Below are 25,313 nucleotides of genomic sequence, written 5' to 3' on the forward strand. Positions count from 1 at the left end.
GACAGGGCTTTTCCAGCGATCTCGCAGTTAAGCTGCGACAACGCTCACGTAACGGCGGTTGAACGCGCCTTTTACTTCAAACTTGATCACGCCTTCGATTTTAGCGAAGAGGGTGTGATCTTTACCCATGCCAACACCGTAACCGGCGTGGAATTGGGTGCCGCGCTGACGCACGATGATGTTGCCCGGAATGATTTTCTGGCCGCCATACATCTTAACGCCAAGGCGTTTGGCTTCTGAGTCGCGACCGTTACGGGTACTACCACCAGCTTTTTTGTGTGCCATGAGTCAATTCTCCTAGTGAGGAATTAGGCTGAAATTAAGCCTGAATACCGGTGATTTTGATCTCGGTGTACCACTGGCGGTGGCCCATACGCTTCATGTGGTGCTTACGACGACGGAACTTGATGATGCGGACTTTATCGTGACGACCTTGGGAGATCACTTCAGCCACAACGGTAGCGCCAGCAACAACTGGAGCGCCGATGTTCACGTCATCGCCATTGGCGACCAACAGAACGCGATCAAAAGTAACGGATTCGCCGGTAGCGATTTCCAGTTTTTCGATCTTCAGGTATTCACCTGGGGCGACCTTGTATTGCTTGCCACCAGTAACAATTACTGCGTACGACATGGTATTTCTCCGATAATCCTGCTCACCCAGCGCTTTATAAGAAGAGGTATTGGCTGGCATGGCTGCATGGGATGGACGTCCCGAATGCAATTGCGTAAGGCAGGTGCTGCCCAGGAAGTTCAGGGTGCGCGATTGTACGCAAGGCTTTGACGCGTTGCAAGTGGCCGTCTATCGCGCCTTGACACCCGGGGGCCTGGGTCCTAGCATGCCGCGCAACCCTTCTGGAGCGACTGTCGCTGATGCAACCCCAAGCTTTCTACCGCGCGGTCGCGGACGATTTTAGCGCCGTCGACGGCATCATCAAGAAGCAGCTGACTTCTAAAGTGCCGCTGGTCTCCAAAATTGGCGACTATATTACGTCGGCGGGCGGTAAACGCCTGCGTCCTTTATTAGTGTTGCTGTGCGGCAAGGCCCTGGGTCGCGAAGGCGATGACCTGCGCCTGCTGGCGGCCACTATCGAGTTCCTGCACACCGCCACCCTGCTGCATGACGACGTGGTCGACATGTCCGGCATGCGCCGTGGCCGCGAAACCGCCAATGCCATGTGGGGCAATGCCCCTAGCGTACTGGTGGGCGACTTCCTGTACTCGCGATCGTTCGAAATGATGGTTGAACTTGGCTCGATGCCGGTGATGAAGATTCTTTCACAGGCCACACGCATCATCGCCGAAGGCGAAGTGCTGCAACTGTCGAAGGTCCGCGACGCCAGCACCACCGAAGAAACCTACATGGAAGTGATTCGCGGCAAAACCGCGATGCTCTTCGAAGCCTCCACCCATAGCGCGGCTGCACTGTGTGGCGCGACGGCCGAACAGTCCGAAGCCCTGCGCACCTTTGGCGACCACCTGGGCGTAGCCTTCCAATTGGTAGATGACTTGCTCGACTACCGTGGCGACGCAGAGACCCTGGGCAAGAACGTCGGCGACGACCTGGCCGAAGGCAAGCCGACCTTGCCGCTGATCTACACCATGCGCGAAGGCACGCCGGAACAAGCCGCCCTGGTGCGCAAGGCGATCCAGAAAGGCGGGATCGAAGACCTGGAGGCCATCCGTGCCGCCGTCGAGGCGTCAGGCTCGCTGGAGTACACCGCACAGTTAGCGCGTGATTATGTCGCCCGTGCGATCAAATGCCTGGACGCCCTGCCGGCCAGTGAATACCGGGACGCCCTGGTTGAGCTGAGTGAGTTTGCGGTCGCGCGTACGCACTAAAGACTATTGGCGGAATGGGCTTGTGTGGGAGCGGGCTTGCTCGCGAAGGCGGTATATCAGTGAGAAGCTTCTAGCTGACCCACCGCCTTCGCGAGCAAGCCCGCTCCCACATTTGGACCTCATTACCACCCACTGCCCCGCTCTCGCTGCAAATCCCTATATAATGTGCGACTTTTAGCCATCCTGACTTTTAAGGAGCTTTAGTGAGCACGTTGCCACCCTGCCCGAAATGCAACTCCGAATACACCTACGAAGACGGCGCCCAGCTGATCTGCCCGGAATGCGCCCATGAGTGGTCCGCCAATGGCGAGGTCGAAGCGGCCAGCGACGACGCCGTGAAGAAAGACTCTGTAGGCAACGTCCTGCAGGACGGCGACACCATCACCGTGATCAAGGACCTCAAGGTCAAGGGTACCTCCCTGGTGGTCAAGGTCGGCACCAAGGTCAAGAACATCCGCCTGTGCGACGGCGACCACGATATCGATTGCAAGATCGACGGTATCGGCCCAATGAAGCTCAAGTCCGAGTTCGTGCGCAAAGTCTGAATGTGCTACCTCCATCCCGCGCCCGCCGCGGGATGGCGTTTCGCCCTCTGCGTTGACCCCACGCAATATCCACACAGAAAAAACCAGAAACCGCCAATAGACACTTGCTATTCTACGAATAAGAATTATTCTCATTGAAACCCATCAAGGAGATGCAACCCATGACTTATTTGATAGATGCCTGGCTGGACCGCCCACACCCTTACCTGCGGATCCTGCATCGGGAAACCGGCGAAGTCTGTGCGGTACTGGAAGAAGAAGCCCTGAATGAACTGCAGGATCAGGGTGATCTGGACGTCAACGGGCTGAGTTCAAGTGAACCTGGCGTGTTGAAGGAAGTGGTGCGCAATCTGTTTCTGTTCTGCTATGCCCGAGCGTTGCGCCCGGCCACGGAGCTCAATGGCAAGTTTCATCCATGAGCGACACTACAAGCCATGAATGCACCGGCCTGGTGTGGGAGTCGACGCTTCGACTTGCCCGCGATGCAGACGACTCGGTCAACCTTGCTACCGAGGTGATGCTATCGCAGGCAAGCCAGCTCCCATATCAAGCTGGCGTCAATGCTGCCCAGTCTTACAGAACGTCGAGCAGTTCGACGTCGAACACCAGAACGCTGTGCGGCGGGATGCTGCCAACGCCTTGAGCGCCGTAAGCCAGTTCGCTTGGCACGTACAGGCGCCATTTGCTGCCGGCATTCATCAGTTGCAGGGCTTCAGTCCAGCCAGCGATCACGCCGCCAACCGGGAATTCTGCAGGCTGGCCGCGCTCGTAGGAGCTGTCGAACACAGTGCCGTCGATCAGGGTGCCGTGGTAGTGAGTACGCACTTGGTCTTCACGGGTTGGCTTGGCGCCATCACCTGCGGTCAGCACTTCGAATTGCAGGCCGGAAGCCAGGGTGGTGATGCCATCACGCTTGGCGTTTTCAGCCAGGAACGCCAGGCCGGCGCCCGCTGCAGCTTCAGCCTTGGCAGCCGCTTCGGCTTGCATGATTTCGCGGATCACTTTGAAGCTGGCGGCCATCTGCTCTTGGTCCACACGGCTTGGCTTGCCGGCGAAGGCGTCGGTCAGGCCGGCCAGGATCGCGTCCAGGCTCACGCCCGGCGGCGGGTTGTCGCGCAGTTGGTCACCCAACTGACGGCCAATACCGTAGCTGACGCGGGTTTCGTCGGTGGACAGATTAACTTCGGACATGAAGAGGCTCCGCTGTAGGAAGACACCGAAAAAGCTGCATGAGCGCTGCGCTTCCCGTGTCCTCCAGAACTAAAAGGGCCAGCAGACTAGCACAGAAAACCTGCCCCTGATGAGCCCACCCCTGCCCCCTAGCTATCTACCGCTGCGCCGCCCGGGCGTCACCTCATGCTGAGGATTCACTTCATCATCATGAGGACTGTGCCGATGAGCACCCTGACCGAACCCACCCTTGAGCAGCTCGAGACCCAACTGCTCGAGATCGACCCGACACTGCGCGGCCAGACGCTGCGCCCCGTCCAATTACCACACACGCTCCAGGCGTTGGAAAAAGTGAACGCCACGCTCAAGCAAGCCAACGCGGCTTTCTTCACCCAGGCCCGCGCGCTCTACAACGGCCTTGCCGAAGACGACACCTCGCTCGCGCGCCTGAAAACCAATCTAGACCAGCAACTGCAAACCCTGGATGAAACCAGCCGCGTGGATGGCCAGGGCCGCAAGGCCTACATGACCTATACCGCCGGCAGCACCGCGCTGGAACAGGAAGCGCGCCTCAACGCCAAGGACTACCTGCTCACACCGTCCGACCAGCGCATGGTGGAAGACTGCTCCCGCGGCCCGGCGTTCCGTCCAGGCATGTATGCCCTGACGTTCACCTATCAGGAACAGACCGTGGCCTTTGCCGGCGCCTTCGTGCTCACGCGCCAGGCCAGCCCCGTGGTGAACGACTTGACCTCCGGCGAGCCGGTCGGTCCGGTGCTGCTATTCACGCCATCCCGTGGCCTGGAACCCTTCGTCTCGTTGCACGACCTCGACCAGGGCCTGCTGACAATCATGGCAACCGCCACCGACCGGGACGTGCTCACTCGCCACTTGCCTGTGGCTTATCAACATTTGGACAGCGCCGGTATCTGGCCCCTGGAACTGCAACCGATCACCGACCAGCCGCTGTTCGAATTCAGCTACCAGGCGCTGCTGGACAAACGCAGCCTCGACATAGAGGCCGCCCTGGCGAACCACACGCCTGCCACGCGGGTTCCATTGCTGGACGCCGCCATTCAGGCGGCGCTGCCCGACCTCTCCGAACGCCTGGAATTTCGCGCCCAACGCCTGCTGGAACAAGCTCTCTACAACCGTTTGCCCGTCTGGTTCCGCAATGCCGCAGCGACTGACCAACACGCGTTGATCGCGAAACTGGCGGACTACAATCAGGCCCGCCAGTTATTCCTCGACCTGTTCGGCCCTGCCGCCACACCACAGGCCCTGGCGCACTACCAACTGGTAGAGCGGCTGGCAGACGACATGGATATCCACGACCTCGATCCGCACCAACTGCACATCACCACCCAGCGCAAGGTCCCCCTCGTCGGCGACTATGCACAACGCCATAACCTGGTGGCGTTGGCGTTGGCAGGCCTGCACACCGACGACGGGTTGCCTGGCTCCGACTTCCTGCATCGCAGCCAACTCACTTACGCTGGCGCGCCGTTGCGGGGTGATCATGCCCAACTGACTCCGCACGTGCTGGCCCTCCTGTTACAAGACCTGCATCCGCGCCTGGACTTTGCCGCCGAGCAAAAAAGCATGCTCGGTACGCCTGAAATCAAACAGGCGACAAGGACGCTGCTCGATCAACGCCTGCTCACGCTGGCGAGCCTCGCCAGGCTCCAGGGCCATCTGGACCCGGCCGATTACCGGCGCTTCGAACAACTGCGCGCCAATCTTCATCCGCACCGGCGGGCGCAACCGGTGCTGGTCCATGGCGCGCAACTCAAGGACCTGTGGGTACTGCGCGACGAAGATGCCAGCGGCCAGGTCAAGCGCCTGCTGCTCTGCACACCCGAAGCCCCGCGCGCTCGGCAGTTCATGGCCTTCGACAGCCTGCGGGAATGCCAGGCCCACATCATCGGCTGGGCGGATGAAGCGTCCGGGGCGATGCGTGACTATGTGATCCAGCAAGTCCCCGTGCGCTTTCGTCCCAAGATGGCGACCTTCCTGAACAACCTGAGCTTTAAGCCAGGGGACGACGAGTATCAGGAAGTCACCTTCGGCCCGGCGTGTAACCATGCGGACTGCCTGGACGCGATGGTCGCCCATTGGCTCGAATCCCAGGCGCTGGACGACTACCAGCACAGCAGCCCACCCTGGTATCGAGCGGCGTCGGCAGCCGACCGAATCAAACTCACCAGCCTGGCCGAAGATGCCCAGGGCGCACAACGCGCCTACGATGCCCGGCCCGATTCGGAGGCGCGCCTGCCGACCTTTGAGGCGTATGTGCATGAACACGCCAAAGCCAGCCTCAATCGGCTGTTGGGGCGTAAGCAGAATGATGTCGATCCAGACACGGTTTTCGTCTACTCGCCCAAGCCGCTGCTGGGGCCGAAAACCGAAATGCCCTACACGCAGTTGTACCGCGACGGTTACGAAGACGGCGTGGGGTTCCTCGACGAAAAATTCTCCGCCAGCGCCACTTTCCGCGGCCTGGCTGGCGTGGACCTGAGCCCGCTGACCGCGCAGAACGTGGCCCGCTCAGTGACTGGGGTGTGGATCGGCCAGCGCTACACCGATCAGGTCCGTCTGCAACTGCAAGTCGATAGCCAGGGCTATGCCGAACGGCGCAACGCCATCCTGAAGATCAACCAACTGCAGATGAAAGGCGCGGCCCTTGAGTCGCGCCTGCAAGGCCATATCGCCAGTGTCGACCTCGCCTGGCTGGAGCGCGCCATCGATGGCCTGGGCGACACGGCCGTCAGCCAACGCAACAGCTACCGCGTGCACCGCGTATTCATCGACGGTGAATGGGTGATCGGCAACTACCTGTTCAGTCACGCCGACAACCCTACGCTGCTCTATACCCCGAACGCTCCAGATGGCATCAGTTTTCGCGAGGCCAGGCTGTTCAACTATCTGCTCAAGCAGGTCGACGGCATGCCGGCCTACTTCTGTGGGCGCGTGCCGACGCAGTCCCGATCGCGGGTCAGCGGATTTCTGGAGAGCGTGCGCAACGGCCTGCCCAGTGATATCAACCGCACGACGCCAAGCCCGGCCCGCTATGACGCGATCGCCCACGCGCCCCCCCTGGCCGATCTGCGCCATGAGTTCTACAACATGGCGCTGCAACGCAAGATCGACGACGTCAACGCCACGACGGGCAACCGCACGCAGATGATCACCGGCATTCTCTGGACCTGCGTGGAATGGCTGACCGCCGTCGCCACGATCCCATTCCCGCCCCTGAGCCTGAGCCTGGGCGGCCTGCTGGCATTCAAGGACGCCATGCTGGCGCTCAACGCCTATCAGCAGCGCGACAAAGGCATGGCGCTGCAGCACTTTCTCGGTTACTTGCTTAACAGCGGCGGTGCCTTGCTGTTTGATTACCGCCAGGTTCTAAAGGGGACGTTCAATTTGCTGTCGCCCCTGCGTCCGTTGATTCCCGCCAGCAAGCAGGCCCTGAAAACCGCGGCACTCAAACCACTCAAAAGCACCGTGCCACCCGGCCTGCAACCCGCGCTGTTTGACGGCCAGACGCTATGGGCCGCGCAAAAGCCGGATGCGCTGGGACGGCATTTGCTTTACCGCCTGGACGCTTCGACGGGCGAGTATCGCTCGACAGCGCGTTTGGTCAGTCAGGACGCCAAGGGCCGTTGGACGCGCTCAGGCATGGCCGGCGGCGGACGCACGAGATATGAAAAGCTGCCGGAAGACGCCGAAAACCCGCTTGCCCCGTATGAGATCGCCCGCGACCAAAGCAAGAATTTGCGCACCGTGCTGGCGCCGGACTTCCTCAAGGAACAGACCGATTGGGGTTCCGGCCTGGACTTCGCCGCCCGTGCCAGTGCCAGCACAGCACTGGCGCCACTCAAAGAGGCCTACCCCGCGCAGGTACAGCGGTTGAGCGCGGATGCCGAAGCCTTCTTCCAGGCGCTTGGCCCGCGTCCTGCACGGCCCGCCAAGCCGACATTCGCACCCGACGCCGCCCACGCTGACATTTTGCAAAACCTGTTCACGCCGCAAAAACGCCTGATTATCGGCGCCCACAACAACTCCATCGCCAGCAAGCAATTGCTTATCGAGAACATGCCAGCCCTGGCGGAGAAAGGCTTGAAGCGCCTGTACATCGAAAACCTGCCAGCGGATATTTTCCGCAGCAAATTGCAGGTCCTGAATAAGCAGGTCAAAGGCGATATCGCCCGCGCACTCAAACAGGTGGAGGCGCACCTGGCCAACGTCGACGTGGCGCTCGGGCTGCACCGCCAAGCGCCCTTCAGTTACCGCCAACTGATGCTCAGCGCCCACCGCCACAACGTCGCAGTGGAGGGGTTAGATGGTTCGGCGTCATATCATCTGGAACAGGTATTGGCCCTGGGGGAAGGCGAGCGCCTTATCCCCCGCGCCAGCAAGCTCAGGAACTTCTATTCCCACAAAGTCATGGAGCGCGACGCGGCGGATGGGTGGATCGCGTTGGTCGAGCAAAATCGCCTTGGCACCTATGAGCAGGTGGCAGGCCTGGCCGACCTGCAGAACACCCTGGCCCTGCGCATCGCGGACGCAGCTCCGGGCCAACCGACGGGCATCTGGCCCGATGCAAATGTCGCCACCCAGGCGCGCGGTGACTACCGGCTGGCGCTGCCCACCGCTCATCACGTCCTCGCACAACAAGGTACATCGCGATTGTCGCAGGTCGGGATGGTGGCGACGCATTTCAATGAGTTCGATATCCCGCAGCATTTCCACGCGGACATCATGCAAATAGCCGGCGAGCCTCGCGGGTTGGACCCTCGCTACACGTCGCTGAACCTGGCCGCACCGCAAAAAGAGGCACTGCGAAGCTTTACTCAGATACGCAAAAAACTGCATGACCGTGCCAGCAGTTTTCTCGACACGTATACCCCCGCGGCGCGGCCATCCTTGGCTCATCTGACCACCGCAAACACCGAGACGGATTTCATCGAGCAGGTGTACAAATTCAAGCTGGGCCTGGTGATCGGCGAAGTGCATTCGGCGGTATCGCCCAAGCAATTTCTGATCAAACACATGAAGTGGCTGAAGAAGCAGGGCGTCAAGACCCTCTATGTGGAACACCTGCTGACGGACATGCACCAGGCGCAATTGGAGAGTTTCCATAGCACCTTGAAGATGCCTGATCGTTTGCAACGCTACCTGAAGGCACAGGACCAGGGCCATATGTGGCGCTACACCGGCCCCAACACCTACACCAATGTACTGGCCGCCGCCAATAAGTACGGGCTCCGCATTCGGGCGCTGGACTGCACTGCCAGCTACCACACCAAGGGCATTGGCGACGCCAGCGAGCGCAATACCTTGTTCAGTTATTTCGCCAACGAAGTGATCAAGGCCGACCAGGCAGCACAAGGCGCGCACAAGTGGGTGGCGCTGATGGGCACGGCGCATACCGACACCTATTTTCTTGTGCCGGGCATCGCGCAATTGCAGGACGCCATCAGCCTGCATATCCACGATGTAGCGCCAAGCCTTGCGAAAGCGCTGCATCTCGGCGCTTGGGAAACGGCTGACGAAGCGGGTGGAATGGCCCTGCGCAGTGACTTCAAGCTGAGCGTAGGACTGCCCGGAAAACCGCTGCCACCGCCAGTACCACGGGCTGATCGCAGCACACTCAAACTGGCCGGCGAGTTCCTGATCGAGCGGCCCTCGGCGACTGAAATCTACCTGGTGCATCGTTCCAGAAATGAAGGTGTCGTAACCACCGCCATTCAAATCGACGACCGTGGGCGCTACTTCATTGACCGTTGGGACCGGCTCAAGGAACAACGTTTTCTGTACTTGGCGCAATTGATCGAGGCACTCAAGAGCCATCCGCCGCTGGGCATCGGGCCGGGTTTGCGCGCGGTCACCTGAGCCACGCCACACGGCCCCGCCCAATGCCAGGGGCGGGGCCGTTTTCGACCGCCGAGTCATTCGGGCGACAAAAGTATTTCAGGTTCACACATTGCCGCCGATACAGGCCTACATAACTCGGCTGGCCCCAACAACAACACCGTCCAGCACACCGAAATCATTCTTGCGGAGTATTCGATGAACAGCTGGTTCGGCAACATCAGCGTCAACCTCAAACTCGGCCTGGGCTTTGGCCTGGTGCTGGTTCTCACCTCGATCCTGGCCCTCACCGGCTGGACCAGCCTGGGCGGCCTGATCGACCGCAGCAACTGGATGAGCGACATCACCCAGCTCAACGCCTCCCTGACCAAACTGCGAATCGTGCGCCTGCAGTACATGCTCGCCAACGGCGACGAAGCCGTGGCGCAGAACGTACAGACCAACCTGGACACCTTCGTTGCCCAGCAACAGAAACTGCTGGACAGCTTCAAGAGCCCGGAAAACCTCAAGCTGCTCAACGAGCAGAAATCCATCATCACCGCTTATCAGCAATCGCTGAACAAAATGCGTGAGGCTTACCGTAACGGCAACGCCTCGCGCCAGTTGATGGGCGACAAGGCCGACATTGCCAATGCACAAATCAATGCGCTGGAGTCCAGCGTGAAGCAGATGCCTGACAGTTCGGAGCGCTTCGCACAGTTCCAGGCCGTCGCCGATGCCAAGATGCAATTCCAGTTGGCCCGCTACGAAGTGCGCGGCTACACCGGCAACGTCAACCCGGACACCGAAGCCCGCGCCGCCGAGCAAATCGAAAAAGCCATTGCAGGCTTGAAAGGCCTGAATACTGCCTTTGGCACCAGCCAGCAAAGCGCATTGACCGCATTGGAAACAGCCTTGGGTGCCTATCGCAGCGCCGTGCAAAACTACAAGGCCGCCAACGCCAACATCGTGTCCGCCCGTGCCGAGATGACCACCCAGGGCGCCGATATCGTTACGATCAGCGACAAATTGTATGAGATCCAACTGACCCGTCGCGACGCCGAAAGCGCCCAGGCCCGCAGCCTGCAGTTGATCAGCACACTGCTGGCGCTGCTGGTCGGCGTTATCGCCGCGTGGGTCATCACTCGCCAGATCACTCGCCCGATCCAGGACACCCTGGCCGTGGTGGAACGCATTGCCTCCGGCGACCTGAGCCACAACATCCAAGTGACCCGTCGCGATGAACTGGGTGTGCTGCAACAAGGCATCCAGCGCATGGGCACCACCTTGCGTGAGTTGATCAGCGGCATTCGCGACGGCGTGACGCAGATCGCCAGCGCCGCCGAGGAACTGTCGGCCGTGACCGAGCAGACCAGCGCCGGTGTGAACAGCCAGAAAATCGAGACCGACCAGGTCGCCACCGCGATGCACGAAATGACCGCCACCGTGCAGGAAGTGGCACGCAACGCCGAGCAAGCCTCCCTGGCCGCGGCCGATGCCGACGGCCAAGCCCGTGCCGGCGACAAAGTGGTCGCCGAGGCCATTGCCCAGATCGAGCGCCTGGCCGCTGAAGTGGCGCGCTCCACCGACGCCATGACCCATCTGCAACAAGAGAGCAACAAGATCGGCAGCGTGATGGACGTGATCAAGGCCGTGGCCGAACAGACCAACCTGCTGGCCCTCAACGCGGCGATTGAAGCGGCGCGTGCCGGTGAAGCCGGTCGTGGGTTTGCCGTGGTGGCCGATGAAGTGCGCGGCCTGGCCCAGCGCACCCAGAAATCCACTGAAGAAATCGAAGGCCTGGTCGCCGGCTTGCAGAACGGTACTCAGCAAGTCGCCGCGGTGATGAACAACAGCCGCAACCTCACCGACAGCAGCGTCGAGCTGACACGCAAGGCCGGTGTGTCCCTGGAAAACATCACCCGGACGGTGTCGAACATCCAGTCGATGAACCAGCAGATTGCCGCAGCGGCCGAGCAGCAAAGCGCCGTGGCTGAAGAAATCAGCCGCAGCATTGTGAATGTGCGCGATGTGTCGGAGCAGACGGCGACGGCGAGTGATGAGACGGCCAAGTCGAGTGTGGAACTGGCGCGGTTGGGTAGCCAGTTGCAGCAGATGGTCAGCCACTTCCGGGTTTAAGAAACCAAAAAGCCGCCTCGGCCTAGACCGAAGCGGCTCCACTTCTCAGACCTTAACGGTCATCAAAGCTGTCCCGCAGGAACTTCCATACGTGATAAGCACGCAGGCAGTTCACTACGAGGTTCCATGTACGTCGTGCAAACTTAAACATACTCGGCCCTCCGTAAGTTGGGCCTTACCTCCAGCGCACTTACCGGAACACGTGAGCCTTCAGATGCACGTCAATGCTTCCTTTGAGGCGGCCGGGTTTATGATCCTTCCACATGTATCCGGCACGGAGTGCAAGTCCGTGGCGGTCGGTCGAAATCTTCGCGTTAACCCAGCCAACCTGTAAAACGACGAACGTGAAACCGAGCCGATACTAACCCGACCTTCCAGCTGAAGGTGTGACGGTCGGCGCCCGAATACCCGCTTACCCCCTTCAAATCTGTTGCTACTTTTTACAGATAATACTGATACATCAAAAAATGTAACCGCTCAGTATCAAACCTTGCATGACAGACTTCAGGGGCCTTAATATCGCGATGCACGTCATTGCTCCTTTGAAGCCGCAACCCCAGCCGCAAACTGGGATTGCAATAAAAAACCGCCCTACTAAGGCGGTTTTTTACTGCCTGCGATTTACCCCTCAGCCCTCACCTTCCTCGGCAAACACCACCCGATTCCCAAACGGGTCCTTGATGCTCATCTCGCGCGAGCCCCAAGGCGTGTCCTCAACCTCAGGCTTGGCATAACGGTAATCCTTGCCCGCCAATTGCTGCTGATAGGCGTCCACGCCCTGCGCCTGAATGCGTACCGCCGAACCTGGCGAGGCGTCGCCATGATGCTCAGTCAAATGCAGCACGCACTCACCCAGCGACACCTGCAGGTACAACGGATAATTCGCCTCGAAACGATGCTGCCAATCCACCTTGAATCCCAGGAAGTCGACGTAGAACTCCAATGCCTTGGCCTCGTCGAAAATCCTCAAAATGGGGGTGACTTTTCCTAAGTGCATGTATCCGCCTCCGTGTCTGAAAACCACAACTATAGAGGGTTTCCCGTGTTGAATGACAGATCGCAATCGCAGTCAAGCCAGCTCTCACTGTTGATCGCATTTATCCAGCCACATTCGGTCAACTGTGGGCGCTGGCTTGCCTGCGATGAACGATAACCCGGTCTATCCACCCACCACGAATCCACGGCGCAAATCCCCACTGCGCGCCAGGAAGCGACCTGCGCGCAGGCCTTTCGCATGCCCGTCGCTGTAGCTCAACACGCCATTGACCCACACACCATCGATGCCTTCCGCCGCCCGCTGTGGCTCTTTGAAATCCGCCACATCGCGCACGCGCAGCGGATCGAACAACACCAGGTCGGCCCAGTGCCCTTCACGGATTTCACCGCGCCCGGCCAAACCAAACCGCGCCGCCGACAAGCCGGTCATTTTGTGCACCGCCGTGTGCAGCGGAAACAACCCGACATCCCGGCTGAAATGCCCCAATACCCGTGGAAACGCCCCCCATAAACGCGGATGTGGAAACGGGTCTTCCGGCAGCCCATCCGACCCGACCATCGACAATGGATGCGCCAGGATCTTGCGCACATCTTCTTCATCCATCCCGTAATACACAGCCCCTGCCGGTTGCAGGCGGCGCGCTGCATCCATCAACGAAACGCCCCACTCGGCGGCGATGTCCTGCAAGTCGCGCCCGCCCAATTCGGGGTGCGGTGTCGACCAGGTGATGGTGATCCGAAACGCGTCAGTTACCTGCTTGAGGTCCAGGGTCGAAGAACTCGCCGCATAGGGATAACAATCACACCCCACTGGATGGGTTTTCGCAGCCGCTTCCAGCGATGCCAGCAGCTGCGGGCTACGCCCCCAATTCCCCGCGCCGGCGCATTTGAGGTGGGAAATAATCACCGGCGCCTTGGCATGCCGGCCAATCAAAAACGCCTCGTCCATCGCCTCCAGCACCGGCTCGAATTCACTGCGCAAATGGGTGGTGTACACCGCGCCAAACGCGGTGAGTTCTTCACTCAGTTGCAGCACTTCATCAGTCTCGGCATTGAACGCACTGGCATAGGCCAGGCCTGTGGATAAACCAAGGGCGCCGGCCTCGAGGCTTTCCTGCAACTGCACGCGCATGGCGGCGATCTCATCCAGCGAGGCGCTGCGGTGCAGGTCGTCCATATGGTTGCTGCGCAATGCTGTGTGGCCGATCAGTGCGGCGACGTTCACCGCCGGATGCGCCCCGTCCACCGCCGCGCGGTAGTCGGCAAACCGTGGGTAAGTGAACGCCTCGCGCGTGCCCAACAAATTCATCGGGTCCGGTGGATCGCTGCGCAAACTCACCGGCGAGGCGCTGATGCCACAATTGCCGACGATCACCGTGGTCACACCCTGGCTGAGCTTGGGCAGCATTTGCGGATGGCGAATCACCACGGTGTCATCGTGGGTGTGCACGTCGATAAAACCCGGCGCCAGCACGCGTCCCATGGCGTCGATTTCATGCTCGGCCACGGCCGCCGACAAGTCACCGATCGTCTCGATGCGCCCGTCGCGCAACCCCACATCAGCAACGTAGCCGGGCGTATTGCGACCATCGATGATCAGCGCCTGGCGTATCAACGTGTCGTACTTCATATCAGTCTCCAAGCGGCAGGCTGTCGGGGCCGCCGCGGTAATCGTCCAGGGCCAGCTTGATCCGGCGCAGGCGTTCCTGGTTGTCGTCGGGCATGGCCAGCGCCAGCTCGGTGGCGAGCAGGTCGATGGCCAGCAGCATGCCGTAGCGCGCGGCGGTGGGCTTGTAGATAAAACTGGTTTCGGCCGGTTGTAACGGCAGCAGCACATCCGCCAACTGGGCCAAGGGCGAATCGGCCAGGGTGATGGCGACGATACGCGCGTCGTAGTTGCGCGCCAGTTCCACCACGTCCAGTAACTCAGGGGTGAGGCCGGTCAGGGAACACACAATCAATGCATGCTCCGGGCCCAAGGTCGCTGCCGTGACGCGCATCATCACTGGGTCATGACAAGCCGCAATCGGATAGCCCAGGCGCACCAAGCGCACCTGTAATTCATCGCTGCACAAGCTCGACGGGCCGCCCATGCCGAACGCGTGGATCATCCGTGCCTTGCCCAGCAGGCTGACCGCGTCAACGAAACTCGCCTGGTTGAAGCCCGACAAGTGCTGACGCAACGTCGCCTCGATATCACCCAGAATCTGCCGATGAAACGCCGACTGTTCCGGCAACCCGGCAGGGTCCAGGAAGCGGCTGCCGACGCCACTGGCTTGGGCCAATTGCAGGCGCAAGTCGCGTAAATCCCGGCAGCCCACACTGCGCGCAAACCGCGACAAGGTCGCCGTGCTGACCTCGGCCCGCTGGGACAACGCTTCCAGGCTGGCCGAAGCGGCAAAGCCTACGTCCTCCAGCATCAGCCTGGCGATACGCCCTTCACCGGCGCTGAAGGAATCCTGGCGGGCGCGGATCTGGTAGAGGATGTCCATGGGGTCTCCGGGTTACAAAATGCAGGACAGACCGTACGTCAGACCAAAGGCGACAAGAGAGATCAATGTCTCCAGCACAGTCCAGGTCTTGAAGGTCTGGATCACCGTCATATTGAAGTATTCCTTGATCAGCCAGAAGCCGCCGTCGTTCACGTGGGAAAAGATCACCGAACCCGCGCCGGTGGCCAGCACCAGCAATTCGGGGTGTGGATAACCCAGGCCCATGGCGACCGGCGCCACCACGCCGGAGGCGGTGGTCATAGCGACAGTGGCAGAGCCTGTAGCAATACGCATCAGTGCAGCGAACAGCCAACCCATCACCAGCGGCGACAGATGGAAGGCATGGGCCAGACCGAGAATCTCGTTGGTGACGCCCGCATCTACCAGGATCCGATTCAAACCGCCGCCCGCCCCCACCAGCAAGGTGATACTGGCGGTCGGCGCCAGGCACTCATTGGTAAACCTGAGGATCGACTCGCGGTTGAAGCCCTGGGCCAGGCCCAAGGTCCAGAAACTGACCAAAGTCGCCACCAACAACGCGATCACCGAGTTACCGATAAACAGCAGGAATTGATTAAAGCCCGTGCCCGGCGTGGAAATCACGTTGGCCCAGCCGCCAATCATCATCAACACCACCGGCAACAGGATAGTGCCCATGGTCAGCGCGAAGCTCGGCAGGCGCGTACGCGGTTCGCGGTCGATGAACTGGCGTTCCAGCGGGTTTTCCGCCGGCAGGTGAATACGCGGCACGATGAATTTGGCATAGACCGGGCCGGCAATGATTGCCGTGGGAATGCCGATCAAAATCGCATACAGCACGGTCTGCCCTACCGAGGCGTTGTACGCCAGTACCGCCATCATCGCCGCCGGGTGCGGCGGCACCAGCGCATGCACCACCGATAAACCGGCGACCATCGGCAAGCCGACCATCAGGATCGACACGCCCACGCGCCGCGCCACGGTAAAGGCGATCGGCACCAGCAACACAAAACCGACTTCGAAAAACAGCGGCAGCCCCACCAGGAACGCGATGCACACCATCGCCCAGTGCGCGTTGCGTTCGCCAAACCGGTTGATCAGCGTGCGCGCCACCTGCTCGGCACCGCCAGACTCGGCCATCATCTTGCCCAGCATGGTGCCCAGCGCCACCACCAAAGCAATATGCCCCAGGGTCTTGCCGACGCCTGCCTCGTAGGAACCCATGATGGTATCCGCCGGCATCCCGGCCATCAGCGCCAGGCCGATGGACACCAGGGTGATGACGATAAACGGGTTGAGCCGGTAACGTGCAATCAGCACGATCAAAGCAATGATGGCGATGGCAGCGTATGCCAATAGCCCGAAGCCCGGTGATGCGGCCATGCGGTACTCCTCGGAAAGGGTCACGTCGAGTTGGTTGTGAAACTCATAAATCATTACCGAAGGGCATTTTCAAATTCTATGAAAGTAATTTTCGCCCACAGGTAAGCGCTGTCGCGTTGGGGTATGCGCGACAGCCGTGCATGAAAATTCGGGGGGTGTTCTTACATGAGGTTCAGAAAAGACTGGAAACTCAACGCGAGCGCTTGAGTCATAGAATGCACATCCCTCGAAGCCCAGGAAAATCGACCATGATTCGCACATCCCTTGCTGCCGGTACCGTGCTTCTCGCCCTGTGTGGCACTGCTTCAGCCGCCGACAACGCGGCCTTGAAAAAATGCATGGACGGCGCCAACACGACCGTAGAAATGGTCAGTTGCAACGTCAAGGAAGCCAAGGTCCAGGACACGCGCCTGAACAAGGCCTACAAAACCGCCCTCGCCGCCCAGAAAGGCTCGCGCAAGCAACAACTGCAAGACGTGCAGCGCCTGTGGATAAAGTACCGTGACGCCAATTGCGCCTTCGCAGGGTCCGCCACCGGCGGCACCATCGACCAGGTCAACGGTACCGGCTGCATGCTAGACATGACCCAGACCCGCGCCCAGGAACTGGAAAACCTGGTCGGGCCGTGATCACTTACTCATGATGTACCCGGGCGCGCTTGAGCAACTTCTTGCAGCGCTCGGACAAATGCAGCACCCGCAGATGCTTGCCAGCCTTGGTGTAGCGCTCGCGCAGGGTCATCAGTGCAGCAATCGCCGAGTAATCGACAAAGCTCAGGTGGCGGCAATCCAGCGTCACCTGGTCCGGATCATTGGCCGGATCGAATTGATTCAGGAACGGCGTGGTCGAGGCAAAGAACAGCGTGCCGTGCAGGCGATAGAGCTTGCTGCCATCGGCCTCCAGATGTTCATCGGCATACAACTCGCGCGCTTGTTGCCAGGCGAAATTCAACGCCGCGATCACAATGCCGCACAGCACCGCCGTGGCCAGATCGGTGAACACGGTGATCACCGTCACCGCGATAATCACCAGCACGTCATTGAGCGGCACTTTGTTGATCACGCGCAACGACGCCCAGGCGAAAGTCTGTTGCGACACCACAAACATCACCCCCACCAGCGCCGCCAGCGGAATCCGCTCGATAAACGGCGACAGAAACAGAATGAACAGCAAGATCATCACCCCGGCAAACACCCCGGAGAAACGCCCGCGCCCGCCGGAGCTGAGGTTAATCACGGTTTGCCCGATCATCGCGCAACCGCCCATGCCGCCGAACAGGCCCGAGACCATATTCGCTGCACCCAGGGCCACGCTTTCGCGGTCGGGGTAGCCACGGGTCTCAGTGATTTCGTCGGTGAGGTTGAGGGTGAGCAGGGTTTCCAACAGACCAACCATCGCCATCAGGAACGCGTAGGGCGCGATGATGCCGAGGGTTTCCAGGGTCCAGGGGATTTGCGGCAGCGCAAACGTTGGCAGGCCGCCGGCGATGTGGGCCATGTCGCCAAGGGTGCGGGTCGGCAGGCCAAGGAGGTAGACCGCCAGGCCGACGCCGAGGATCGCCACCAACGCGGGCGGCACGGCACGGGTGATGCGCGGCAGCAGGTAGACGATGGCCATGGTCACCAGCACCAGGCCGGCCATCACGTACAGCGGCGTACCGCTGAGCCAGGTCTCACCGCTTTTGAAATGCTCCAACTGTGCCAGGGCGATGATAATCGCCAGGCCGTTGACGAAGCCGAGCATCACCGGGTGCGGCACCATGCGCACCAGCTTGCCCAGGCGCAGCAGGCCGAAAGCAACCATGATTAACCCGCCCAGCAATACCGTGGCCAGCAGATACTCCACGCCGTGTTGCACCACCAACGCAACAATCACGACGGCCATCGAGCCTGCCGCACCGGACACCATGCCGGGGCGACCACCAAACAACGCCGTGAGGGTGCAGATGATAAAAGCGCCGTAGAGCCCCATCAGCGGGTTGAGATGGGCCACCAGGGCAAAGGCGATGCATTCGGGCAGCAACGCAAAAGACGTGGTGAGGCCGGCCAGGGCATCGGCGCGCAGACGGATGAGGTTCATGAGGTACCAGGGTAATGCGGGGGATAAGGCGGGGAATGGTACGGAATTGAGCGCGGTGGGGCCAGTGTCGGGTGAGCCCGTCAGACCGAGTGGCCCCTATCGCAGGCAAGCCAGCTCCCACATTTGAATGTATTCACAAATCAAAATGTGGAGCTGGCTTGCCTGCGAAGGCAGCACCTCGGTCTCAAGTGACCATCACACCATCTCGTGGCGAATCCACTCCACAACGCAAGTCCGCTTCGGCGCCCAGCCCAACAGTTCACGGGCATGCTTGCCTCGCACGCGGCTGTTGGAGCCCAAACCATAATTCGCCATTTCATAGCCCCACTCGGCCTCGGCGTCGGCCAGTGGCCAATCCTGCGGTTTACCCAGTTTCAAGGCTTCGGCAATGGCCGTGGTCATGTCGATAAACGACGCCTCGCCGCTTTCCACGAAGTAAAAAGTGCCTGGCACATTCTTGGCCAGCGCCAGCACGTACAGCGCAACCACGTCTTCAATATGCACATTGGACCAAATGTTCTGCCCGCTGCCCACATGACGCACCACCCCGCTCTTGCGGGCTTGCTTGAGCAGACGCGGCAATTGCACGCTGTCGCGCTTCACGCCCAGGCTGTGGCCGTAGATCAACGTGTTGCAGATCACTGCCGAATTCACACCGTCCTGAGCGGCGGCCAGGATCAGGTTATCGATGGCGACACGGGCAGCTTTATCGACAGTCGGTTCAGGAAGGTTGTCTTCGAAGTAAATGACATCACTTTCTTTGCCGCCCGACGCATCACCGACGATGCTCGAACCGCTGGTGTGCAGGAACGGCTTGTTCGAGCCCTTCAATGCCGCCAGCAGGGTTTCAACGGCCACACGATGGTCGCTGCTCGCGGCATTGATCACCGCATCGGCCTTTTGCGCCTGCTCGGTCAACACCGCGCTGTCATCCAGGGTGCCGATTACCGGGGTGATGCCCAGGGCGGTCAGCTCGGCGGCTTGTTCGGCGCTGCGTACCAGGCCGGTAACGGTGTGGCCGGCCTTGACCAGGCCAGTGGCGATGGAACCACCGATAAAACCTGCTGCGCCGGTTACGAATACGTTCATGGAGAGTGCTTCTGACTGGGTAAGTAATGGCCGCATTGTTACGGCACCCGACCTGTCGAATAAGCCCCATTCACCCAATTCATTCTTGCGTGGAGGTCAAGAATCCCGTAGCAGCTGCCAAGCGCCAGCGAGGCTGCGTTTGCAGCACCGCCGTTATGAGCCAGGCACATAATCGAGTCGCGCCTGACGCAGCCTCGCTGGCGCTCGACAGCTGCTACGGTTGCCTTTGTGCACTACTTAGCAGGCATACCGCGCCAGCTTGGCCTGAATAAAGTCGAGGAAACACTGGATACGCAACGCCAGTTGCGAGTTGCGGTAGAACACCGCGTGGATCGGTTGGCGATAGCCACTGTTGAACGCTTCCAGCACCGGCACCAGGCGCCCGGCGTCGATGTCGGCGACGGTCATGAAGTTCGACAGGCAGCAAATACCCTGGCCCTCCAGCGCCAACTGGCGCACGGTCTCGCCGCTGGAGGCGGCCACGCTGGGTTGGATCAGCCAGCGGTCACCGTCTGAATGGCGCAGCGGCCAGTGGTTGAGGGTTTCAGTCTGGGTGAACCCCAGCAAGGTGTGGTCCGCCAACTCAGCGACCGTGCTCGGCACGCCGTATTGCTTGAGGTAGTCGGGGCTGGCGAGGATATGCAGCGGCGTACTGCCAAGGGCCCGTGCATGCAGGGTGGAATCGGCCAGGGCGCCGATGCGAATGGCGATGTCGGTGCTTTGCTCAAGCAAATCGATAATCAGATCATCGCTGTTCAGCTCCAGCTGGATCTGCGGGTAGAGGCTGCGAAACTCGGCGATGTACGGCACGATGCCATGCAGCATGAACGGCACGGCGGCATTGATGCGCAGACGCCCGGCGGGCTTTTTCTGGCGCGACGACAGGCGTTCCTCCAGCTCATCCATCTGCGCCAGGATCACCTTGGCCTGCTCGAAGAAGTACTTGCCCTCCTCGGTCAGGTCCATGCGCCGCGTGGTGCGGTTGATCAGCGTGGTGTCGAGCTTGGCTTCCAGGCGCGACAAGGTGCGGCTGACCGCCGAGGGCGTCTGCCCGACCTGTTCGGCGGCGGCGGAAATCGAACCGCACTCAATCACGCTGACGAAGATCTGTAGCTCATCGGATCGGGCTTTCACACGCTGTCCTCTCTCATCGGTTCGCAGCAGCTTACACCGAGAGATTGAACTGCCGCGCCCTCAACCACTGATCAGCAGGTGAGCGCCCAATAGCGCCATGCCGATGAAAAATACGCGTTTGAACAGCACCGCACTGATGCGCTGGCGCAGCGCCTGGCCGAGCCACATGCCCAGCAGCGCCGGCACCAGCGCCAGCAGCGACGCGTTGATTTCGCCACCGCCCAGGGTGCCGCGCCAGGCTAAACCGGTGGCCAGTGCCAGGGTCGATACGGTGAACGACAGCCCCAGCGCCTGCACCAACGGGTCGCGGTTCAAGCCCAGGGCTTGCAGATACGGCACCGCAGGAATCACGAATACGCCAGTCGCCGAGGTAATGACGCCTGTGATCACTCCGCACAGAGGGCCGAGCCAGCGTTCGGTCTGGGGCTTGACCTTGAACGTGGGCAGGAACAATCCGCTGAGTGCGTAAAGTAGCAACGCCCCGCCCAATGCATGGACCACCCAGCCACCACCGTCCATGCCCAACCACAAAGTACCAAACCCAGTGCCGAGAAATATCAGCAGAAGCATCGGCCATAAACGTTTGGTCAACCCGCTCAAGTGGCCGCCGACCGCCAATTGCCAGAGGTTGGTGACCGTCGATGGAATGATCAGTAATGCCGCAGCCTGCGCCGGCAACATAGCCAGGCCGAGCAGGCCCATGGCGACAGTGGGAAGTCCGAGGCCGATCACGCCTTTGACGGTGCCGGCCAGCAGGAAGGTGCCGATCACCAGCAGGGTCAGCGCCGGGCCGATATTTTGGTAGAAGGCGAGGAAGGTATTCATGGAGGGATTGTGCGGCTTTTCGATGAGGGGTGAAATTCGCCATATACTGAGGCAGCCTCTTGTTTTGTGTGAGGCTGATGCCGTCATCGCAGGCAAGCCAGCTCCCACCGTTGAATGTGCTCACAAATCAAATGTGGGAGCTGGCTTGCCTGCGATGAGGCCAGTCCAATCACAGGGAAACCCCGCCATGCACTTTGACCTGATCGACCTGCGCCTCTACCTGCACATCCTCGACACCGGCAACATTACCGCCGGCGCCGCCCGCAGCCATCTATCATTGGCCGCCGCCAGCGCTCGCATTCGCGCAATGGAGGCCTCACTGGGCATCGAATTCCTTGAACGTGGCCGCCGAGGCGTAACGCCAACACCTGCCGGCAAAGCATTGGCCCGCCACGCCCGCCTGCTCTTGCAACAGGCCGAGCACCTGCAACAGGACCTGGCGGAATACGCCAACGGCATCAAAGGCCAGCTGCGCCTGCTGTGCAACACCACCGCCCTCAGCGAATACCTGCCCGAGCTGCTGGCGGACTTTTTGCGCGAGCACCCCAACCTCGATATTGACCTGCAAGAGCTTCCGAGCCTGCGCATCACCCAGGCCTTGCGTCAGGGCACGGCGGACCTTGGGATCATTTCCGACGCCGTAGACACCCACGGCCTGCAGACCCTGGCGTTTCGTGACGATCCGCTGGTGCTGATCATGCCGCTGGATCATCCGCTGACGACGCAACACGTGAGCTTCATCGCCAGCCTGCAACACGACTTCGTAGGCCTCGCCGCCAACAGCGCGCTGTCGGTGTACCTGGAAGAACAGGCGCTGCACGCAGGCTTTCGCTTGCAGACCCGCATCCGGGCCGAGGGTTTTGATGGCGTCATTCGCATGGTCGCCCGTGGCGCCGGCCTGGGTATCGTGCCCCAGGCCGCACTGGAGCGTGGGCAGCAAGAACGTCGCTTCAAGGCCCAACCGTTGCAAGAGGATTGGGCCTGCCGAAAGCTGCTGCTATGTGCGCGCTCGTTCGAACACCTGCCGGGCTACGCCAAAGCCTTGTTCAAGGCCTTGGCCCTGCCTTTGCGGAAAAACACGTAATACACCGCCGACAGAATCAATAGAAACGGCACACCAAACACCAGCGTCATCTTGAACGCCTCGGTGAAATAGGTGGTGATCATCACCGCGCCCATCAGCACCAGTCCCAGCAGGGTGCTGTACGGGAACAGCCGCAGCTGGAAGGATAACTTCGGCCCGCCGTGACGCTTGCGATAGCGCCGGAAAAACAGGTGCGTGAGGAAGATCATGAACCAGGTGAAGATCGCGCCAAACATCGAAATCGCCATCATCAAGGTGAACGAACTTTCCGGGTACACCACATTGAGCAGCGTCGCCAGGGCGATGCCCGAGCTGGACAGCAACAACGCGTTCAACGGAATGCCGCTCTTACTCAAGGCGCCCATGGACGTGGGCGCAAAGCCGGCGCGGGACAAGCTGAACATCATGCGCGTGGTGATGTAGAGCTGGCTGTTCATGGCCGACAGCGCCGCAATCAGAATTACAAAATTCATCACCCCGGTGGCGCCGGGAATGCCGATGGTCTGCATCACTGTGACGAATGGGCTTTGGGTTTGCCCGGCCTGGTTCCACGGCACGATGGCCAGCATCAGCGCCAGGGTCAGCAGATAAAACACCACCAGGCGCACGATGGTGGCGCGGAAGGCTTTCTTCACTGCTTGTTCCGGGTCCGCCGCTTCACCGGCGGCCACCGCGATCATCTCCACGCTCAAGTAGCTGAAGATCGACACGATCACCGCGATCCACATGCCGCTCAAGCCATGGGGGAAAAAGCCGTCATGGGCCGTGTAGTGCTGCACGCCGTAGTCCGGGTTGCCGGAGCCGAACACCACGTACACCGCGAGAATAATAAAGCCGACGATGGCGCTGATCTTGATTGTCGAGAACCAGTATTCGAAGTTGCCGAAGGTCTTCACGCTGATCGCGTTGAGCACAATCAGCACGCTGGAAAACGACACGATCCACACCCATTCCGGTACGTTGGCGAACCAGTACTTCATGTACATCGCCACCGCCGTGACCTCGGCCCCCACCGCCAGCACAATCGCTGCCCAGTAGGCATACCGCACCAGAAAGCCCGCCAGCGGGCTGATATAGAACTCGGCGTAGGCGCCAAAGGAGCCCGAGGTGGAATGCGCCACGGTCATTTCCGCCAGACAGCCCATCAACAGCAAGGTGATCAGCGCGCCGATGGCGTAGCTCACCAGCACGCTGGGCCCGGCATAACCGATGGCGTAGGCGCTGCCCATGAACAGCCCGGTGCCGATGGCGCCACCGATGGCGATCATGCTCATCTGGCCGGAAGTGAGCTGGCGCCGCAGGCCCAGTTCGCGGTGGGTGATCTCTGCAAAGCCGTTGTCTGGCGTGGTCACGTGGTGTGCCCCTTTATTATTGTGAGGGTTGTTGCCAGCTCCCACATTGGATTTGGGTTGTGCTTAAGTGACGCTGTTTCGGACTTTGTATTGCGGCTGGTCCCAGGTGTGGTTGTCGAGGATATCGCCGAGGATTTCCACCGCATCGAATACCTCGGTAAAGCGGGTGTACAGCGGGGTAAAACCAAAGCGCATGATGCGCGGCTCACGGTAATCGCCGATCACTCCACGGGCGATCAAGGCCTGGATCACTGCGTAGCCTTCGGGGTGTTCAAAGCTCACATGGCTGCCGCGCCTGGCGTGCTCACGCGGGGTGATCAGTGCCAGACCGTGGGCGCCGCAGCGGGCCTCGACCAGGGCGATAAACAGGTCAGTCAGGGCCAGGGATTTGCTGCGCAGACTCGCCATGTCGGTTTGGGCAAAAATTTCCAGGCCGCATTCCACCATGGCCAGCGAGGTAATCGGCTGGGTGCCGCACAAGTAACGCGCGATGCCTGCGCTCGGTGCGTAAGTCGTCTCCATGGCGAACTGGCGGTTGTGCCCGAACCAGCCGGACAACGGCTGGCGCACCTCATCCACCAACGCCGGGTTGACCCATACAAACGCCTGGGAGCCCGGGCCACCGTTAAGGTATTTGTAGGTGCAGCCAATCGCATAGTCGGCACCGGCCTGATGCAGGTCGATGGGCACGGCACCTGCCGAATGCGCCAGGTCCCAGATACTCAACGCGCCACATTCATGGCTCAGGGCGGTCAGCGACTGCATGTCGTACATGTAGCCGGTCTTGTAGTTGACGTGGGTGAGCATCACCACCGCCACGTCCTCGTCGATGGCCTGGGGCAATTCGTCCGGGCTGTTTACCAGGCGCAGGGAATAACCTTGCTGCAGCAGCTCGGCCAGGCCCTCGGCGATGTACAAATCGGTAGGAAAGTTGCTCGCTTCGCTGACGATCACTTTGCGATGAGGATGGCGTTGACGTTGCACAGTCAACGCCGCGCTGAGCACCTTGAACAGGTTGATCGAGGTGGTATCGGTGATCACCACTTCGCCGTCATGCGCACCAATCAGCGGCGCCAGGCGGTTGCCCAGGCGCTGGGACAACTCCGCCCAACCGGCGCTGTTCCAGCTGCGAATCAGGCCATTGCCCCATTCTTCGGCAATCACCGCCTGCGCCCGCGCCAGCGCCGCCACCGGACGCGCGCCGAGGGAGTTGCCGTCGAGGTAGATCACGCCCTCAGGCAAGGCGAACTGACGGCGCAACGGCGCCAACGGGTCCTGCGCATCGAGGGCTTGGCAATGGCTTCGGCTGGTCATGGGTTGTCCTGGTTTTTATAAGTGAGAATGGACCAAA

20 protein-coding genes and 1 pseudogene are annotated in these 25,313 nt (G+C 60.6%); 8 read left to right on the top strand and 13 right to left on the bottom strand.

Translation table 11 applies throughout. From position 1 onward, the window contains the following. Nucleotides 1-27: 27 nt before the first annotated feature. Together rpmA and rplU are read right to left on the bottom strand one after the other, a co-directional pair. A complete protein-coding gene (rpmA, locus tag JBO08_RS18925) occupies nucleotides 28-285 on the bottom strand; it encodes a 50S ribosomal protein L27 (RefSeq protein WP_003176049.1) in 258 nt (85 codons plus the stop codon). A gap of 34 nt (nucleotides 286-319) precedes the next feature. Then, nucleotides 320-634, bottom strand: a complete 315-nt coding sequence (gene rplU / locus JBO08_RS18930; RefSeq protein WP_003176051.1) for a 50S ribosomal protein L21 — start codon at nucleotides 632-634, stop codon at nucleotides 320-322. 239 nt (nucleotides 635-873) lie between these two features. Between rplU and JBO08_RS18935 the strand changes: the two genes are divergently transcribed. The 3 genes from JBO08_RS18935 (at nucleotide 874) to JBO08_RS18945 (ending at nucleotide 2,806) form a co-directional block, all read left to right on the top strand. Further along, nucleotides 874-1,842 (top strand): polyprenyl synthetase family protein, encoded by a 969-nt coding sequence (locus JBO08_RS18935; RefSeq protein ID WP_065874685.1) that lies wholly within the window; start codon nucleotides 874-876, stop codon nucleotides 1,840-1,842. A gap of 203 nt (nucleotides 1,843-2,045) precedes the next feature. Beyond that, entirely contained in the window at nucleotides 2,046-2,387 is a 342-nt protein-coding gene (locus JBO08_RS18940) for a zinc ribbon domain-containing protein YjdM (RefSeq protein WP_065874684.1), read from the top strand. Between the two features lie 161 nt (nucleotides 2,388-2,548). Then, a complete protein-coding gene (locus tag JBO08_RS18945) occupies nucleotides 2,549-2,806 on the top strand; it encodes a hypothetical protein (protein ID WP_003194088.1) in 258 nt (85 codons plus the stop codon). Nucleotides 2,807-2,960: 154 nt separating this feature from the next. On the opposite strand, the gene JBO08_RS18950 is transcribed toward JBO08_RS18945, so the two are convergent. Beyond that, the gene (locus JBO08_RS18950; protein WP_003176055.1) at nucleotides 2,961-3,578 is read right to left on the bottom strand and encodes an FKBP-type peptidyl-prolyl cis-trans isomerase; all 618 of its coding nucleotides are present in this window, start codon (nucleotides 3,576-3,578) and stop codon (nucleotides 2,961-2,963) included. Nucleotides 3,579-3,782: 204 nt separating this feature from the next. Here JBO08_RS18950 and JBO08_RS18955 point away from each other — a divergent pair, with 204 nt between their 5' ends. The 3 genes and pseudogenes from JBO08_RS18955 to JBO08_RS28510 all read left to right on the top strand — a co-directional run bounded on the left by JBO08_RS18955 (nucleotide 3,783) and on the right by JBO08_RS28510 (nucleotide 11,549). Then, the gene (locus JBO08_RS18955; protein WP_220074417.1) at nucleotides 3,783-9,452 is read left to right on the top strand and encodes a membrane-targeted effector domain-containing toxin; all 5,670 of its coding nucleotides are present in this window, start codon (nucleotides 3,783-3,785) and stop codon (nucleotides 9,450-9,452) included. Nucleotides 9,453-9,764: 312 nt separating this feature from the next. After that, nucleotides 9,765-10,646, top strand: a pseudogene (locus JBO08_RS28505) (methyl-accepting chemotaxis protein); the annotation flags it as partial. Between the two features lie 198 nt (nucleotides 10,647-10,844). Continuing rightward, entirely contained in the window at nucleotides 10,845-11,549 is a 705-nt protein-coding gene (locus tag JBO08_RS28510; RefSeq protein WP_371905355.1) for a methyl-accepting chemotaxis protein, read from the top strand. A 628-nt stretch (nucleotides 11,550-12,177) separates the two neighbouring features. On the opposite strand, the gene JBO08_RS18965 is transcribed toward JBO08_RS28510, so the two are convergent. From JBO08_RS18965 to JBO08_RS18980, 4 genes are all read right to left on the bottom strand, one after another. Next, a complete protein-coding gene (locus tag JBO08_RS18965) occupies nucleotides 12,178-12,546 on the bottom strand; it encodes a glyoxalase superfamily protein (protein WP_065874682.1) in 369 nt (122 codons plus the stop codon). A gap of 162 nt (nucleotides 12,547-12,708) precedes the next feature. After that, entirely contained in the window at nucleotides 12,709-14,175 is a 1,467-nt protein-coding gene (locus JBO08_RS18970; protein WP_065890040.1) for an amidohydrolase family protein, read from the bottom strand. Nucleotide 14,176: 1 nt separating this feature from the next. Further along, nucleotides 14,177-15,037 carry a MurR/RpiR family transcriptional regulator gene (locus JBO08_RS18975; protein WP_065874680.1) on the bottom strand — a complete coding sequence of 287 codons (861 nt, stop codon included), beginning with the start codon at nucleotides 15,035-15,037 and terminating at the stop codon, nucleotides 14,177-14,179. A 12-nt stretch (nucleotides 15,038-15,049) separates the two neighbouring features. Then, on the bottom strand, nucleotides 15,050-16,399 hold the full coding sequence (locus JBO08_RS18980) for a gluconate:H+ symporter (protein WP_065874688.1): 1,350 nt from the start codon (nucleotides 16,397-16,399) through the stop codon (nucleotides 15,050-15,052). Nucleotides 16,400-16,647: 248 nt separating this feature from the next. On the opposite strand from JBO08_RS18980, the gene JBO08_RS18985 reads away from it, so the two are divergent. Beyond that, a complete protein-coding gene (locus tag JBO08_RS18985) occupies nucleotides 16,648-17,028 on the top strand; it encodes a lysozyme inhibitor LprI family protein (protein ID WP_065874679.1) in 381 nt (126 codons plus the stop codon). Between the two features lie 4 nt (nucleotides 17,029-17,032). Here the strand turns inward: JBO08_RS18985 and JBO08_RS18990 are convergent, their stop codons facing one another. From JBO08_RS18990 to JBO08_RS19005, 4 genes are all read right to left on the bottom strand, one after another. After that, complete coding sequence (locus JBO08_RS18990; protein WP_065880725.1) at nucleotides 17,033-18,478, bottom strand: SulP family inorganic anion transporter; 1,446 nt, start codon at nucleotides 18,476-18,478, stop codon at nucleotides 17,033-17,035. Between the two features lie 195 nt (nucleotides 18,479-18,673). Beyond that, a complete protein-coding gene (locus tag JBO08_RS18995; protein WP_065890041.1) occupies nucleotides 18,674-19,567 on the bottom strand; it encodes an NAD-dependent epimerase/dehydratase family protein in 894 nt (297 codons plus the stop codon). Between the two features lie 237 nt (nucleotides 19,568-19,804). After that, nucleotides 19,805-20,701, bottom strand: a complete 897-nt coding sequence (locus tag JBO08_RS19000) for a LysR family transcriptional regulator (RefSeq protein WP_065910242.1) — start codon at nucleotides 20,699-20,701, stop codon at nucleotides 19,805-19,807. Nucleotides 20,702-20,761: 60 nt separating this feature from the next. Continuing rightward, nucleotides 20,762-21,526, bottom strand: coding sequence for a sulfite exporter TauE/SafE family protein (locus tag JBO08_RS19005; protein WP_065874675.1), 765 nt, complete (start codon nucleotides 21,524-21,526; stop codon nucleotides 20,762-20,764). A 187-nt stretch (nucleotides 21,527-21,713) separates the two neighbouring features. On the opposite strand from JBO08_RS19005, the gene JBO08_RS19010 reads away from it, so the two are divergent. Then, on the top strand, nucleotides 21,714-22,610 hold the full coding sequence (locus JBO08_RS19010; RefSeq protein WP_220074418.1) for a LysR substrate-binding domain-containing protein: 897 nt from the start codon (nucleotides 21,714-21,716) through the stop codon (nucleotides 22,608-22,610). Here JBO08_RS19010 and JBO08_RS19015 read toward each other — a convergent pair. Then, the gene (locus tag JBO08_RS19015) at nucleotides 22,556-23,962 is read right to left on the bottom strand and encodes an amino acid permease (RefSeq protein ID WP_220074419.1); all 1,407 of its coding nucleotides are present in this window, start codon (nucleotides 23,960-23,962) and stop codon (nucleotides 22,556-22,558) included. The genes JBO08_RS19010 and JBO08_RS19015 overlap by 55 nt on opposite strands. Nucleotides 23,963-24,025: 63 nt before the next feature. Beyond that, nucleotides 24,026-25,276: a kynureninase gene (gene kynU, locus JBO08_RS19020; RefSeq protein WP_220074420.1), complete on the bottom strand. Its 1,251-nt coding sequence runs from the start codon at nucleotides 25,274-25,276 to the stop codon at nucleotides 24,026-24,028. Between the last annotated feature and the right edge of the window lie 37 nt (nucleotides 25,277-25,313).

The sequence above is a fragment of the Pseudomonas sp. LAP_36 genome (assembly GCF_019456785.1).
GTDB lineage: Bacteria > Pseudomonadota > Gammaproteobacteria > Pseudomonadales > Pseudomonadaceae > Aquipseudomonas > Aquipseudomonas tritici.